Raw genomic sequence first — 15276 nt, forward strand, 5'->3', positions numbered from 1 at the left:
TCGATGAACAAATACCTCAGGCAAGCACTAGATTTTTTATTGTATAGCAATATTTTTATTGCTTTATGTGCAGTATCTCAGGGTTTGGTTACTTACTGGCTTGTAGAGGCCAAACCAGATACGTGTGTATTAGGTCTTTTATTCTGCTCTACCCTGGCTCTCTACAATTTTAGTATACTGCTTTCAAAACCTGAAAAACCAGAGATTTCGAGATTCCAAAGAGTTAGATGGATATTTTCACATTATCGGCTAATGATCACCCTGACCATCATTTCATCGATTGCAATAATCCCATTAAGCTTTTTTTTAAATACTTCTTCCAACATACTTCTAATTGGATTGGGTCTTATATCTATTGCTTATAACCTGCCCATTTTTTCTATTGATGATACGCGATTTAGCCTTCGCAATATTCCCGGAGTAAAGCTTTTTATTATTGCTATGGTTTGGGCAGCAAGTTGTGTGCTACTCCCAATCTTTGAAATAGCAGGGAATAATTCTTCAACAATTACACTAAATGAAACGATACTATTATTTTTAAAGCGATTATTCTTCATTGCAGCTATTGCTGTTCCATTTGATATACGAGATATTTTTCAAGATAAAAGCAACCAGTTGAAAACCATTCCCGTAATTTTTGGTGAAAAAAATTCATTACTGATATGCCAGGTATTACTAGCAAGCTACCTGTTATTATTGTTTAACTTTACTAAAAAGATTGACGGAAATTTCTTTGCACTTAGCCTAACCATCCTATTGTCAGGCTGGCTTATTTTCAAATCGAAATGGAAGAAAAATGAATATTATTATTTTCTTTTACTGGATGGAACAATGATACTCCAATTAATTATGCTACTCATTTTTAGTACTATTCCATTATGAAAAACATTGATATTATTTCCATAAACATTCTTGGCAAAGCTGAGCTTTTGTTATCAGATCATCAAAAAGCGATGACAGCATTTAGAAAAATAGCCATACAAACTGAAGGGATTGAATTAGAACTTACAGGTTTTTTAGGCGACATGGTCAAGAATACTAAACACCACGGAGGAAACGATAAAGCAATATGCTGCTATAATGCCGACCATTTTGAGAAATGGAAAAATGAGCTGGGATTCGACCTAAAACAGGGAGCATTTGGCGAAAACCTGACCTTAAAAGGAGAAAATGCGCATGAGCGCCATGTTTATATCGGCGACCGATATCAATTAGGCGAGGCCATAGTAGAAGTATCAGAACCACGCGGACCATGCTATATGATTGGCATCAGGTATAACTATAAAGAATTTCCAGTGCATCTTCAAACATCAGGGCTTACCGGCTATTACCTAAGAACAATCCAACCGGGCTTTGTTAAAAAAACTGACCAATTGGTCTACCTGAGTTCACACCCTGAAAAGATATCTGTCATGGATGTGAACTATGTACGCTATCACGATAGCGAAAATAAGGAATGGATACAACGCTTAGTTAATTTGAAGGAACTGACTGAAGATTGGCGGATGATGTTTGAAAAGAAACTCGTCAAATTATAGTATAAGCCAAATAGGCAATAATCGCATCACGCCCTGCCCGCCTGTATTCTAAAAGGGAGGTTTAATCAATCACAAATTTATAGCCTACTCCACGAACAGTTTGCATAAAATGGGGCCTATCCGGATTACTTTCAATTTTTTTACGCAAGCGCACAATATGCATATCTAACGTTCGAGTGTTCACATCAGAGTTGTAACCCCAAACAACCATCATTAACTCATCACGATTGATAACTTGATTGGCATTTTTTAAAAAATAAAGTAGAATCCTGTTTTCCAGAATGGTAAGCTCAATCTTTTTATTTTCGCGCAATAATGAATGCGTGTTCGGATGATGTTCCATATTGCCGAACTTAAAAACTTCTGATTTTTCGTTATTAATTACAAATTTAACCTTGTTGTCAATTAAAGCTACCAGTACGTCCATGTTAAATGGTTTGGTTACATAATCTGAAACTCCAAAACTGTAGGCATCAATTTTATCAATATCCTGCGACTTGGCAGTAACCATGATAATCAAATTATCAAAACCTAGCTTTCGAACATTCTGACAAATCTCAGAACCTTGTTTGGTAGGCAACATCCAGTCAAGCAGTACAATATCCGGCTGTTCTGTCATGATCAACTCCTCTGCAATTTGCCCGTCTGAAGCTTCCACTATTTTATAGCCCTCGGCCTGCAGCCGATGTACTACCAGGAATCTTAAATTCTCATCATCCTCAATAACGGCAATCTTGATTTCTTTTTGCATAATTATATATCGTAAGGCAATTCTATTGTAAACTCAGATCCCTTTCCAACAACACTCACCACCGCTATTGATCCGCTCATAAATTTAACCAGTTCTTTACAGAATGCCAAACCTAAGCCCACACTGCCCTGCTGGTTATATTCATTTTGCACTCTGAAAAACTTTTCAAATATGTTATTTATATCCTTGGCTGGAATACCAATCCCTTGATCTGAAAATTTGAAAACAAGCTGTTTTTTAACTTTAACAATACTGATCTTTAAAATTTTATTTTCGGGTCTTGAGTATTTATAAGCATTGTCAATCAGGTTTTGAAAAATGCTACCCAATAACACCGGATCAGATTTAAAATATTCAACATCTTTAATAGCACAGCTGATATCAAAGATAGGATACTTCAATTGGTAACTATCAATTAAATTTTGGCAGAACACCTCCAAATTTATGTTTTCTGGGTTAATTTTGATTGCCTTATTCTCTATTTGGGTGAACGAAAGCAACTTATTCATCAGGTCATTAAGTTTATCGGCTTCCTCATCTAATATCTTTCCATAATGCAGTCGTTCTTTTTCTGAGAGTGTTGAAGCGCTCCTAATATTGTTACCTGCAATCTTGATCACACTAACCGGAGTTTTAAACTCATGGGTCAGATTATTTATAAAATCATATTGAAGCTTAAATAGCTTACTGTTTATATTTAGATTTCTAAATATTAAATAGGCAATTAAAACCAGAATGAAATAGGAAACAAATAATCCACCGGCAATTGGCATGAACCTGGTATTAATCTCCATCTGCAAAAAACTTTTACTAGAACTGAAATACAATTTATAATCAGAAAAAGGCCCAGATAAAGGAAGGTCATTACTGATGATATCTGAATTATTTTCAAGTGACTCATAAACCAGCTGTTTAATAGTTATAGATTGATATAACTCAGGTCTAGTATTCTTAATTTTTAACTTTAGCGGATCCAGATAGAAAGAGAACATATCCAATTCGTAAACCGGTGAGAACTTTTGCTGGGTTGTCATCAGGTCTTTGTAGATCTTTAACTCCTCCCTTCTGGGGATATTCAGGTAGGTGATTCTTTGAGACATTATGCTGTAAAACACATTAAATCGATCAGAATCGCTGAGAGCACGGGTCGTGTCTGCCGACTCAATAAAACCACTGAATTTAATCGCCATTTTATTGAATTCATCACCTGTTTTTAAAGAAAAAATGCTACTTGCCTTATTTTTTTTAAATAATACTATCGAATCTTGATCAAGATTCCTGGCAAACTGATATACCGCTTTAGGGCCTAAAGAAAAATTATTAACCCTTATTTCATCTGGAATAGTATGATTACTAATTGCTGCATCATAAAAAACAACACGATCTACAAAGTTGAATTTGGTAAAAATTTTGTCAATGTATTTTGCTGCCTGTGCCGAATCCAAAAACCCCTGATAAAATGAAATTTCAGGAATCTTATTTTGAAAAAAATCATTATAAGGTTTAATAGTCTCTTCCAAGACCTCAATTTTCTGAGAAGCAAATTCATTCTCTACATACTTGCTTGTAAGTTTATAGGCTAGAAATAATGCTCCAGCAAGCGCAGTTGTAATTAGAATCAGGAAAATTATAACCAGGGAAAAATTTTTACGATAAGTTTGCTGATTTTCCTTCATCCCGTTACTTACGGCTTAGATTTTTATCAAGAAACAGTTCAAGTTCTTTATAAAACTCAAGTCTATTATCAATGTTTCTAAAAAAATGACCTTCGTCTTCTTTTAAAATATAAGTAACAGGAACATTTTTCTTCTTGAGTTCCTTTACAAATTGATTAGTTTCGTTCATATTCACTCTTGGATCTTTGGCACCCTGGGCAATTAAAACAGGAACCTTTATTCGATCAGTGTGAAAAACAGGAGACACCTCCCTAAAGTAGTCGGCATCTGTTTCAGGATTCCCAACGGTTTCATAAAACATTTGTTGATAAGGCCTGAAGTAGGGTGGTATATCTTTGAGGTAAGTAAATAAATTGGTAAATCCTGAATGTGATGCCCCGCATCGATATAGTTCAGGTTGTGTAATCAAGCCATGGAGGGCTGAGAAACCCCCAAAACTTGAACCATAAATGGCGATACGAGAAGGATCAGCTATATTTTCTGAGATAAGCCAACCAACTCCATCAGTAATATCATCCTGCATCTTTCCACCCCATTCTTTAAAACCAGCAGTCCAAAATTTCTTGCCATAACCCTTAGAGCCTCTAAAATTAACCTGAAACACAGCATATCCCCTGTTTGCAAGAAATTGCACCTCTGAATTATAGCCCCAGCTATTTCTTGAATCAGGACCTCCATGAGGCATCACAACCACTGGAAGGTTTTTCTTTGTCCTACCTTTAGGAAGCGTTAAATAGCCATTTACAAGAAGGGAATCTCGTGTCCTAAAGCTTATAGGCTTCATTTCGGCCATATCCTCCACCCGCAATGATGGGTTAACATCACTTAACTTAACCAGTTTATTTTCTTTAATGGTGTATTGATAAAATGATCCTGGATTATGATCAGTGTAGGTACGGACGATGAATTTTTTTTCTGCCGAGTCAGCGCTGCTCACTTTAATCTCTGTATTTGGCAGTAACTTTTCAAGCTCATTGAACATGCTTTTTACAGATTCATCTAAATAATGACGTTCCTTTTTCCAAGTTTCATAACCCACATAAGTTAGTTTACCTTTATTGACTGAATAAGTTGCTTCAGAAACATCCACATCAGGGTTGCTGTAAATTGTTCGATGCTCCTTTCCTGTTTTACAATCCAATTCAACTAAAGCCATCTTATCCCGATTCTTATTTGACAAAGCATAGATACAACTATTGTTAGCGCTAAATGCTACAGGCAAAATGCTGGTTTTGAAATTATTAGTCAAAACCGGACTGAATTTTTTATTTTCACTATCACGATAGAGTAGTGTTTCATTAACCCCATCACTTGCTATTGCCATACGTAATTTACCGGAAGGATCAGAATACCACTTGGTTATATTTCCTGGATTCTCAAGTAATAAGGATAATTTACCGGATTGAATATTTAACCTGTAGGCATCAAATACCGTAGAATCACGCCTGTTAAGCGCAACCAATACCTGATCATCAAAAGTGCGCCCTGTGGTTATTAACCTGATTTTGGCATAATTAAAAGGCAATAGCTCTCTTTTATTTGTTCCATCAATTTTTACTGCAAATAATCCGGCATCTTTATCTTCAGCACCACTTTTCAAATAAAGAATCTCATTGTTACTTGCCCAAAAATAATTCGAAATACTGCGGTTACTATCACATGTTAATTGGATGGTATTTTTCCCATCCCAGGTTTCTACGTAAATGTGAATGCGATTATTGTCGGGTTTTAGATAGGAAATAAATTTCCCATCAGGTGATACCAGAAAAGATGTTTTAATAGGCGCACTGAAAAAATTTTCAATCGGAATTCGCTCAACTGTTCCTTCAAATGAGCAGGACACCAGAGTTAGCAAAACAAATAAGAAAAAGTAATTTCTAAATACCTGCATTATCCAATACTATTTATTCAAATTTCGATCAAAAAAAATTTAATAACCTATTCATTGCAGAAAATACTGATAAATGTTACAACGAACAATTGGTCGTTTTACGTTTTGTAACTAATGTTTCAATGTACTGATTTACATTATAATCATAAAAAACCCATCGTAACATTTAAACTACATGGCCTATTTATTACACTATCATGAGCTAACGAGCCCGAACTTTAATTCAGACTTTCATTCCAATTTAATTGCAATTCCCTTAACTTTAAGGATTCAGAAAATATAAGTATATCCATTAAATCATGATTAGAATAATCTTTTTACTTATTCTGATAATTTCCTCTTTAGGACTCAAAGCCCAGCTAAGTTCGGAAGAGGCCCTGGCTATGCAATATTTTCAATCTGGAGACTTTGAGAAGGCGGGCATACTGTATGAAAAGCTCTTCAATAGAACAAAAAATACAAGCTTTTACGACCCCTACTTCAACAGCCTGTTAAAACTTAAACAATTTAATGAGGCTGAAAAACTATCTCGAAGCTTACTTAAAAGTAATCCAGACAATTTTACCTATTCAGTTGATATTGGCCGTATTTATCAAGAAAAGGGTGATCAGGAAAAAGCATTAGAATGGTTTAATACGTTGATAAGGACTATGCCCGCCAATGAGTTTGCTATCAAAGAGCTCGCAATAACCCTCTATCGCGCTGAAGCTTATGATTTTTCGATTAAAGCATTTATGACCGGAAGGAAGCTTCTCAATAATGAGAATGCTTTTAATTACGACCTCCTAAGCCTGTACCGGTTCCGTAAAGACAAGCCAAATCTCATTCAGGAATATATAAATCTTCTGAGCACAAATCCTGAGGCATTGCCACAGGCACAAAGTGTTCTTGGAAATATTCTAGAGGGAAGCGAGGATTTTAATCAGCTAAGAACATCGATCTTACGCCGGCTTCAAAAGGAGCCGCAAAGTATCGTCATGACAGAATTTTTAACCTGGCAATATATCCAGCAAAAAGATTTTGATATGGCCTTAAGGCAAACATTTGCTTTAGATCGCCGACTTAAAGAAGATGGAAACAGGGTCTTTGACCTTTCTCGTTTACTAATATCCAACCAAGCATTCGATCAAGCCATTGAATCATTAAACTATTTGGTATCAAAAGGTGTTAACAATAACTATTATATACCCGCTAAAATTGAGCTCCTTAATGTAAAAACAAAGCAATTAACTTCTATCAAGTTCAGTAAAGAAAATCTGATCAATTTAGAAAATGATTTCAACGCTCTTATAAACGAATTTGGAACAAGCCAAGGAACAGTATTTGCAATACGTCAACTAGCTAATTTACAGGCATATTATCTCGAAAAACCAGCTATTGCAGCACAGCAACTGGAAAAATTAATGGAAATAAATGGCTTGCCTTCACAAATTATCGGACAAATAAAGTCGGATCTTGGCGATATTTACATCCTCACAGGCGAGGTTTGGGAAGCAACTCTTTTATATGGCCAACTTGAAAAAGCTTATGCAAATGAGCCATTGGGGCAAGAGGCAAGGTATAAGAATGCAAAATTAGCTTATTATCAGGCAGATTTTATTTGGGCAAAGGCACAACTCAATGTATTGAAAAGTTCAACTTCACAGTTAATTGCAAATGATGCACTAAACCTTAACCTACTTATTTCAGATAATCTACAAAACGAAACAGATACTGCAGCACTCAGAAAATATGCCTATGCGGATCTTATGATTTTTAAAAACCAACCCAATAAAGCGTTAACCATACTGGATAGTATACCTGTTCTTTATCCGGGAAATTTACTTGCTGATGATGTTTTCATGGCAAAATCAAAGATCTATATCAAGAACAATGAGTTCAACCAAGCAATCGAACAGCTAATGGGAATAATTGAGAATTATCCAACAGAACTTTGGGGTGATGATGCGGTATTTATTCTAGCCGATCTTTATGAAACAAAATTAAATCAACCGGATAAAGCAATTGAATTATTTCAAAAAATAATTACCGATTTTCCTGGCAGTTTATATGTGATAGAGGCAAGAAAACGTTTCCGTAAACTGAGAGGCGATAAGCTCGGATAAAGGCAAAAACTTAATTTATAAATCCCTATTCCTATATTCGCAACATGATATTATTTAATTTAACCATAATTTTGGATGAGGAGATTCATAATGAATGGTTGCACTGGATGAAGACGAAACAGATTCAGGATGTGATGAATACAGGATGTTTTGTTTCTAACCGCCTGCTTAATGTATTGGATTCACCAAACGAAGGTGTTACCTATTGTGTTCAATACATTTCTGATTCTTTAGAAAACCTGAATGAGTTCAGACAAAAACATGAGCACATGATTCAGGCCAATATGCCTGAGCAATTCAATAATAAACTTGTACTATTCCCAACGGTAATGGAATTTATCGATAATCAATGAACATATTAACTACAAAAATAAAAGGACTTTTATTAATTGAGCCAAAGATCTGGAAAGACGATCGAGGTTATTTTTTTGAAAGCTATAATAAAAAAAGCTTTACAGAAGCTGGTATAGATGTAGATTTTGTGCAAGATAATCAGTCACTATCCCAAAAAGGAACCTTAAGAGGCTTGCATGCTCAAGCAGCTCCTCATGCCCAAGGAAAACTTGTTCGTGTAATTCAGGGAAGAGTCATTGATGTTGTTGTTGATATCAGAAAGGATTCGGAAACCTATGGAGAACATTTAACCGTTGAGCTAAACGGAGAAACTAAGCAGATGTTTTGGGTGCCGCCGGGATTTTTACATGGCTTTGTCACTCTCGAAGATAATACCATTTTTAGTTACAAAGTTTCAGGACTTTATAATAAATCAGCTGAGTTTGGGGTACTTTGGAATGATCCCAATTTGAACATAAACTGGGGAATATCACAAGACGAAGTGATCTTATCAGAAAAGGATCAGATTCTACCCTTATTTAAAGATCTTTCTTTGTAAAAAAACCGGAGCAATACTCAGAAAATAAACAAAGAGTTTATTCAACGCTACTTAATAAGATTGTAAAGTTCGTCTAGTTTAGGAGAAAGCACAATCTCTATCCGCCGGTTACGACTTCTGATATCTGCAGCATTACCCACCTCAATCGGCTGATACTCTCCCTTACCAGTAGCTGTTATTCTATTACTTTCTATCTTTTCAGTTTCTGTCAAGAATCTAACAACTGAGGTTGCTCTAAGTACGCTTAGGTCCCAGTTATCTTTAATCTGTCCAAGATTCACCACACGCTGGTTGTCGGTATGGCCCTCAACAGAAATATTTATTTCTGGCTGAGTTTTTAAGACCTTAGCAAGTTCCTGCAAGGCCAGCTTTCCCTTTTCATCAATGATGATGCTGCCACTACTAAACAATAGCTTATCTGTAAGAGAAACGTATACTTTTCCATTTCTGATATCCACGCTTAAACCACTTTGTTGAAATCCTAGCAATGCCTTTTGCAACTTATTTTTAAGCGCATTTGTTGCTTCATCTCTTTTGCGTAAAATATCTTCAACTTCCTTTAAACGCGCTTCCCGCTTACTTAAATCATCTGCAAGCTTCCGAATTTCAGAAGATGAATTAGAACGTAAGGAAGTATAACTGTCATCAAGTCCTTTTAGCTTTTTTTCAAGATTAGAAATCTTTGCTCCGAGTTCTGTGATCTTGGCCTGAAGTATAGCAGTGTCAGATCTTAAACTAACAATCTCGCCCTCTAAAGAGTTTATCTTTATTCTTGCTGCTTCCCAACCCAACGATAATGAGTCTTTCTGTGCTAATAATGTATTTAACTTCTTTGGCGACATGACAACACAAGAAGTTAATAGGCTAATAAAATACAAAGCAAAGGCAGGGATTAATAATTTTCTCATATCAATAGGTCTATGCAATAGCATTTCTCAAAAATGCTATAAAAGGGTTCAATTTTGCAAATCCATTTACAACTTGTTCAACAGAACCCGAATGGATGAGTTCTGTATGATTAAGCTTATGACTAAATGTAAAACTCTTAAGTTTTAGGAATTCGATTTCCGGATGATCTTGATCATAGCCTTTGGGGCATGTTTTTAGCTTATACTCCGATTCGAGGCTCCCATAATACTTCATGAATGAGGGGTCTTCAATGATTGCCCGAAAGTCGCTTCCATTATAATCAATCTCTTGCCGGATTGCTTTTAAGAGATCAGCTTCAGGCATCCAGCATCCTCCGGCAATGAAAGATGCTTCAGGTTGAATATGCAGATAGTATCCTGCCCCACTAAATTTCTTGCCATTTTGTGAAAAACCGGCACCAAAATTAGTTTTGTAAGGAGTTTTTACCTTGCTGAAACGAATATCTCTGTATATTCTCATAACACAGTCCTTTGGATCTAACGAGGATGGTATTGTATGGTCAAATTTGGATAGGCCTAATATAACCTTACCCGCAAATTCGAGCACATTTAAGCGTGCATCATCATGCCTGCTCTTATTAAGTTGAAACCAATCGCGATTATTATTAGCCGCAAGATCATTTAAAAACTTAAACGTGTCCGATTTTATCATCCGTATCGTATTCAGGGTAATACTTAATTTTAGGTGTTAGTAAATGAAGCAGAAGTACCCTTGAATAGCGGTAATTAATTGGAGTAAGCGCTAAAATGGTGAGCAATATGGTTGTGATATATAACCAAGGTGATTTATCATTGCCTGTAATCAAGTAAGTAATTAAGCCAACATTTAACATTTCTCCAACAACAAAGGCATAGCTAACATACATGGCACCATAAAAAAACCCGGGTTCAACTTCAAACCGCATACCGCAATGAGAGCAATTCTCATTTGTATTCTGAAGATTCAAACCATATAATGACCCGGCAAATATCTTGCCCCTTCTGCATCGCGGACATTTTGCCTTCACTATAGCTTCTAATTGTGATGTTTTTGCCATAGATGATGAAATTTGGAAAGCCTTATAAACTAAAGAAGAGTAAGCTTAATTCAAATTAATTTTACTGTCCTTAATATTCATAGTCACATTTTTGCGCCTATATTTTTTATACCAAAGAAATCCTACTCCAGCAATAGCCAAATAGGGTGCAGCTAGAAGATAGAGAATGCCATTATTTAGACCCTTACCTTCTGAATTCCCATTTTGCACCGAATTCTCTGCATTTAGCGTGCACATAGAACATTGTGCAGAAGCATCGAGTGAGCTCAATGAAGTAACCGTTAAAATAAAGCCACAAAGAATTATTCTCAAAGTTTTCATACTACAAAGATATGGTAAATCGAATAGTAAACACATTTATGAGAGAGATTGATCGGTTTAAAATTAATCTCTGACGCTAATCAGACAATTATTTAGAACGTATAATAAGGGGATATCATCAGATAAACAATTACCCCAGTAACAGTAACATATAACCAAATAGGGAATGTAAAACGAACTAGTTTTTTATGTGCTTCAACCTGCATTTGAAGTCCCTTTTGAAAACTAAACAATACCAGAGGTAAAACCACAGCTGCAAGAATAATGTGAGTTATAAGAATGAAATAATAAACAGAACGGATAAACCCCTCTCCACCGTAGGTAGTTTTAATACCGGTAGCATGAAAAATGATATAAGAGACTAAAAAAAGTGAGGAAAAAATAAAAGTTAAAATGTTTAGTTTTTTATGAGTTGCTATATCTTTTCTTTTAATAAAATAAAGGGATAGTAGAAGAAGGATACTGCAAGTACCATTAATTATGGCATTAAACTTAGGAAGAAAAAGTACCCAAGCTGGAATTAGAGATTTATCAGGAAAAATATTGAGCACATTACTCTGTAATATGACTACAACAATTAAAACAAAAATAGAGATTCCTGTAATGAGCTTGGAAATAAATTTATTATTCATTCTGATGTGTTTTATATAGAATTTATCGATCCTTGATATTTCGTAATTCTTCAGTAATTAGCACTTTAATTTCATCAATTAGCAAGTTAACTTGATCCTGCCCCCTACTAGAATCATAATAGCCTCTGATTCGTTTTTGCGGATCAAGTAGGATTAACATTGGGCTATGAATTATATTGAGCTTATTAGAAGTATCCTGAATTGCATCTACCAAGAAATCTTGCTTGGCAATAGCATATATTAAGGTTTTATCGCCTGTCAGGAAATCCCACTTTTTATTTTCGGCAACAAATGGCTTGCTATATTTAGCAAGTACAGATGGACTATCATTTTCAGGATCTACGCTAATCGAAATAAAACGCATCAATCTATTGTTATTAAAAGTTTTTGCAACACGGGCCATTTCCTTATTCATTCCCAAACAAAAAACAGGACAACGGGTATAGAAGAAATTAACGACCGTAATTTGATTGCTGTCGGCCGGAAATTTAACAGAGTCTGAATTTTGGTTTAGAAATTTAAAGTCGCGTACTACGTGATAAATAGTATCTGGAATCTGTTTGCGACGTTTAATGTGGAATGTTTTTGCTACCTGCTTGGTACCATAAATAGGAAGAGGGCGATATCGATTCTGCCCTTTTTCCTTTAGTAAATAATATAAAGTGCCTGGTACTGCCAATAAAATTAGCAGAACCAGGATTTTTTTAATGGGAAATGAGGGTAAACTCATTAATTCATTTGAACAAACTGGTAAGAACCTTCAATTAACATCAAAACAATAAAGTAAATAATGAATATTAATGAAACTGTAATTCCAGTTTTCAATGCAAATTTTTCAAATTTAAGGTGCATAAAGTATGCAACAATATAGAATGCTTTTACAAGAGTAAGAGCTATATAAGCAAAATTGCCAATTCCGTGCCCTATCAAACCCTTAGGTATCATATAAAGCGCTATGAAGAATTCAACTGCTGTTATTCCTAAAAGATAAAAAAAGACCTGCCAGATCTTTTTCTTGGTCATTCCCTCATGCTCTGCATGCTCATCGTGTGTGTGTTCTGCTGACATTATATATGGATTATCAGGATTAAACTAAATAAAAGAATGTAAATACAAATACCCAAACAAGGTCTACAAAGTGCCAGTACAAACCTACTTTTTCAACCATTAGGTAGCTTCCACTTTTCTGGAAGACATTGAATATTACCATTAGAAGAATAATAATGTTAATTAAAACTCCGGTAAATACGTGGAAACCATGAAAGCCCGTTATCGTGAAAAACAGATTGGCAAATTGTAGTGCGCCAATCGTATCAGTACCGACATAAGAGGCTGGGAAACTTCCCCACCAATAACCTTCGTGATGCAAGTGCGACCATTCTAAAGCCTGGCAACCCAGGAACATGAACCCACCTATAATAGTGGCAACCATCCACCAAACTACCTCTTTCTTAGAATTACGATGTCCTGCCTCAACAGCAAGAACCATAGTTACCGAGCTCATAATGAGGATAAATGTCATGATACCCACAAAAACAAGCGGAAAACCATGATCTGCAATACCCGGTATAGATTGAAACACTACATCGGGATCTGGCCAGCTAATTTTACTAAAGCGTTGAGCTCCATAATAAATTAGAAAAGCAGAAAATGTAAAAGCATCTGACAGGAGGAAAAACCACATCATCAGTTTTCCATATTCTACGGCAAAAGGCGACTTTCCGCCACTCCAGGCGTCAGTTTTTAATTCATCTAGTTTTGAAACAGTAGCACTCATTTAAACTATGGTATATTGATTTATTATTGATTCAAAAGTAAGAAAACATATAGATAAATCCATAGGATATCTATAAAATGCCAAAAAATGGATGTCACTTCCATGCGAAATATATTACGTACCTGAGGAATGTTGCGAATTTTGCCTATTAGAGCATAAATCAACATACATATACCAGCAACAATATGTAACAAATGAGCACCAGAAAATACGTAAATAAATGACTGGGAGGCATTATAGTTTACAAAATACGCTCCTGATTCATACAATACTTGCCATGCTGAATATTGACTGTAAAAAAAACAAAATGCAAGCGCAATGGTAAGTCCAATAAAAAGCTTTTGCCTGCCAAATTGTAATTTTTTTGCAGAGAGATAGGCTATATGCATAGTCAGACTACTCAAAACTATGATAACAGAACTATACATAAATGCTTTAGGAAGTAAAACTTTAATTCCTCGCTCCACGTTGCCTTCGGTATAGACAATAAAACCGCTGGTTAAAGCAGCAAACATCATAAATGAAGAGATAATAAACAGCCACATTAAAAATTTTCTTGCTTTAAAGTTCTGCCTATCCTCTACCTGTACATTTTTAATTTCCATAGTATTCTATTTTGCTATAAAGTCAAATAATAAAGTAAGCTGCAACAAAGGCAGGTATATAAAAGATGTATACATCAAATTTTTTGCTGATAAAACATCTTTGTTTTTATACAATAAAATAGCCTTCCAAAAAAAGTAAAAGCCTGCAAGCAGCGCGATTACCAAATAAAAATTGCCAGCAAATGCCTGACCATCTGGCATCAGGTATACCGTTGGCATCAAACTAACCGGCACCAGAATAATGGTTGTAAGCAGCGTAATAATGGCACTGGTTGTATCTTGTTTAGTTGTAGGCAATAATCTAAATCCAGCCCGCTTATAATCTTCATCAAGTACCCAGGCAATAGCCCAAAAATGAGGGAATTGCCATACAAACTGAATAAGGAAAAGTATTATAGGTATCCATGAAATACGTGGTTCATTAAATGATGCAAAATAACCAATCAATGGAGGAAAAGCACCAGGAAAAGCACCAATAAAAACAGCAATTGGCGATTTTCTTTTCATAGGTGTATACACAAAAGCGTATAAAAATATCGACAATACTGATAATACACCTGTTGGAAAATTAAGTTTAACCAACATTAATGTCCCTGTAATACCCATAACAAGACTAAGAACCAAAGCCTGTCCGGTTGTCATTTTACCCGAAGGAATGGGGCGATCCATTGTTCGTTTCATCAACTTATCCAGATCCTTTTCAATAATTTCGTTAAACCCATTGGCGGCACCTGTTACCAGAAAACCTCCAATCGTAAGAATCATCCAATTGAACCAGTTAATATCTCCTTGAAACCTGCTTCCCATAAGAAAACAGATTGACGCAGAGAACACCACTGTCATCGTAAGTCTTAATTTTATTAACTTATTGAAATCGGATATGAAATTCCTCACTCTATGTTCTATTTCATAAAATTTAATTGCCTGATTTACTAATCTATAAAAACTAGCTCTGGCAGATTGGCTGTAAAAATACTAAGGAAATATATTTTAAATGGTATTTCCAAAGCTTATATCATGTATACTAAAGAATAATGATATTGAATTAACAATACATTTTTAGATGAAAAAAGCTAGGCTGATTATAGAAAAGCAGACTAGTTTTTTCTTCAAAATGCAAAT

At 35.3% G+C, this 15276-nt stretch carries 18 protein-coding genes; 5 read left to right on the forward strand and 13 right to left on the reverse strand.

Annotation, left to right across the window (positions count from 1 at the left end; all coding sequences use genetic code 11):
* The first annotated feature begins 3 nt into the window (after nucleotides 1-3).
* Together ACIQZ6_RS02190 and ACIQZ6_RS02195 are read left to right on the forward strand one after the other, a co-directional pair.
* Nucleotides 4-882 carry a UbiA family prenyltransferase gene (locus ACIQZ6_RS02190; protein ID WP_395807758.1) on the forward strand — a complete coding sequence of 293 codons (879 nt, stop codon included), beginning with the start codon at nucleotides 4-6 and terminating at the stop codon, nucleotides 880-882.
* A complete protein-coding gene (locus ACIQZ6_RS02195) occupies nucleotides 879-1538 on the forward strand; it encodes an MOSC domain-containing protein (RefSeq protein ID WP_395807760.1) in 660 nt (219 codons plus the stop codon). Before ACIQZ6_RS02190 ends, ACIQZ6_RS02195 begins: the two co-directional genes overlap by 4 nt.
* Before the next feature lie 61 nt (nucleotides 1539-1599).
* Here ACIQZ6_RS02195 and ACIQZ6_RS02200 read toward each other — a convergent pair whose 3' ends face one another.
* Genes ACIQZ6_RS02200 through ACIQZ6_RS02210 form a run of 3 tightly spaced genes read right to left on the reverse strand, consistent with a single transcriptional unit; the run spans nucleotide 1600 to nucleotide 5856 of the window.
* Nucleotides 1600-2289, reverse strand: coding sequence for a response regulator transcription factor (locus ACIQZ6_RS02200; protein WP_395807762.1), 690 nt, complete (start codon nucleotides 2287-2289; stop codon nucleotides 1600-1602).
* 2 nt (nucleotides 2290-2291) lie between these two features.
* Nucleotides 2292-3965, reverse strand: coding sequence for a sensor histidine kinase (locus ACIQZ6_RS02205; protein WP_395807764.1), 1674 nt, complete (start codon nucleotides 3963-3965; stop codon nucleotides 2292-2294).
* 4 nt (nucleotides 3966-3969) lie between these two features.
* Entirely contained in the window at nucleotides 3970-5856 is a 1887-nt protein-coding gene (locus ACIQZ6_RS02210; RefSeq protein WP_395807766.1) for a S9 family peptidase, read from the reverse strand.
* A 299-nt stretch (nucleotides 5857-6155) separates the two neighbouring features.
* On the opposite strand from ACIQZ6_RS02210, the gene ACIQZ6_RS02215 reads away from it, so the two are divergent.
* The 3 genes from ACIQZ6_RS02215 to rfbC are packed head-to-tail and all read left to right on the forward strand — an operon-like array spanning nucleotide 6156 to nucleotide 8853.
* Nucleotides 6156-7961, forward strand: coding sequence for a tetratricopeptide repeat protein (locus ACIQZ6_RS02215; protein WP_395807768.1), 1806 nt, complete (start codon nucleotides 6156-6158; stop codon nucleotides 7959-7961).
* Nucleotides 7962-8005: 44 nt separating this feature from the next.
* On the forward strand, nucleotides 8006-8314 hold the full coding sequence (locus ACIQZ6_RS02220) for a DUF4286 family protein (protein ID WP_395807770.1): 309 nt from the start codon (nucleotides 8006-8008) through the stop codon (nucleotides 8312-8314).
* Nucleotides 8311-8853 (forward strand): dTDP-4-dehydrorhamnose 3,5-epimerase, encoded by a 543-nt coding sequence (gene rfbC, locus ACIQZ6_RS02225; protein WP_395807772.1) that lies wholly within the window; start codon nucleotides 8311-8313, stop codon nucleotides 8851-8853. Before ACIQZ6_RS02220 ends, rfbC begins: the two co-directional genes overlap by 4 nt.
* Before the next feature lie 47 nt (nucleotides 8854-8900).
* Here rfbC and ACIQZ6_RS02230 read toward each other — a convergent pair whose 3' ends face one another.
* The 10 genes from ACIQZ6_RS02230 to cyoE all read right to left on the reverse strand — a co-directional run bounded on the left by ACIQZ6_RS02230 (nucleotide 8901) and on the right by cyoE (nucleotide 15048).
* Nucleotides 8901-9761, reverse strand: a complete 861-nt coding sequence (locus ACIQZ6_RS02230) for an OmpA family protein (RefSeq protein ID WP_395807774.1) — start codon at nucleotides 9759-9761, stop codon at nucleotides 8901-8903.
* A 10-nt stretch (nucleotides 9762-9771) separates the two neighbouring features.
* Nucleotides 9772-10434, reverse strand: coding sequence for a DUF2461 domain-containing protein (locus ACIQZ6_RS02235; protein ID WP_395807776.1), 663 nt, complete (start codon nucleotides 10432-10434; stop codon nucleotides 9772-9774).
* Nucleotides 10412-10819 carry a DUF983 domain-containing protein gene (locus ACIQZ6_RS02240; protein ID WP_395807778.1) on the reverse strand — a complete coding sequence of 136 codons (408 nt, stop codon included), beginning with the start codon at nucleotides 10817-10819 and terminating at the stop codon, nucleotides 10412-10414. The genes ACIQZ6_RS02235 and ACIQZ6_RS02240 overlap by 23 nt, the downstream gene beginning before the upstream one ends.
* A 45-nt stretch (nucleotides 10820-10864) precedes the next feature.
* The gene (locus tag ACIQZ6_RS02245; protein WP_395807780.1) at nucleotides 10865-11140 is read right to left on the reverse strand and encodes a hypothetical protein; all 276 of its coding nucleotides are present in this window, start codon (nucleotides 11138-11140) and stop codon (nucleotides 10865-10867) included.
* A gap of 92 nt (nucleotides 11141-11232) precedes the next feature.
* Nucleotides 11233-11772 (reverse strand): DUF420 domain-containing protein, encoded by a 540-nt coding sequence (locus ACIQZ6_RS02250; RefSeq protein ID WP_395807782.1) that lies wholly within the window; start codon nucleotides 11770-11772, stop codon nucleotides 11233-11235.
* Between the two features lie 22 nt (nucleotides 11773-11794).
* A complete protein-coding gene (locus ACIQZ6_RS02255) occupies nucleotides 11795-12502 on the reverse strand; it encodes an SCO family protein (RefSeq protein ID WP_395807784.1) in 708 nt (235 codons plus the stop codon).
* Nucleotides 12502-12840 (reverse strand): cytochrome C oxidase subunit IV family protein, encoded by a 339-nt coding sequence (locus ACIQZ6_RS02260; RefSeq protein ID WP_395807786.1) that lies wholly within the window; start codon nucleotides 12838-12840, stop codon nucleotides 12502-12504. Before ACIQZ6_RS02260 ends, ACIQZ6_RS02255 begins: the two co-directional genes overlap by 1 nt.
* 19 nt (nucleotides 12841-12859) lie before the next feature.
* Complete coding sequence (locus ACIQZ6_RS02265) at nucleotides 12860-13549, reverse strand: cytochrome c oxidase subunit 3 (protein WP_395807788.1); 690 nt, start codon at nucleotides 13547-13549, stop codon at nucleotides 12860-12862.
* A 23-nt stretch (nucleotides 13550-13572) separates the two neighbouring features.
* On the reverse strand, nucleotides 13573-14154 hold the full coding sequence (locus tag ACIQZ6_RS02270; protein WP_395807790.1) for a heme-copper oxidase subunit III: 582 nt from the start codon (nucleotides 14152-14154) through the stop codon (nucleotides 13573-13575).
* Between the two features lie 6 nt (nucleotides 14155-14160).
* Complete coding sequence (cyoE, locus tag ACIQZ6_RS02275; protein ID WP_395807792.1) at nucleotides 14161-15048, reverse strand: heme o synthase; 888 nt, start codon at nucleotides 15046-15048, stop codon at nucleotides 14161-14163.
* Nucleotides 15049-15276 lie beyond the last annotated feature (228 nt).

The organism is Daejeonella sp. (assembly GCF_044348475.1).
Classification (GTDB): domain Bacteria; phylum Bacteroidota; class Bacteroidia; order Sphingobacteriales; family Sphingobacteriaceae; genus Daejeonella.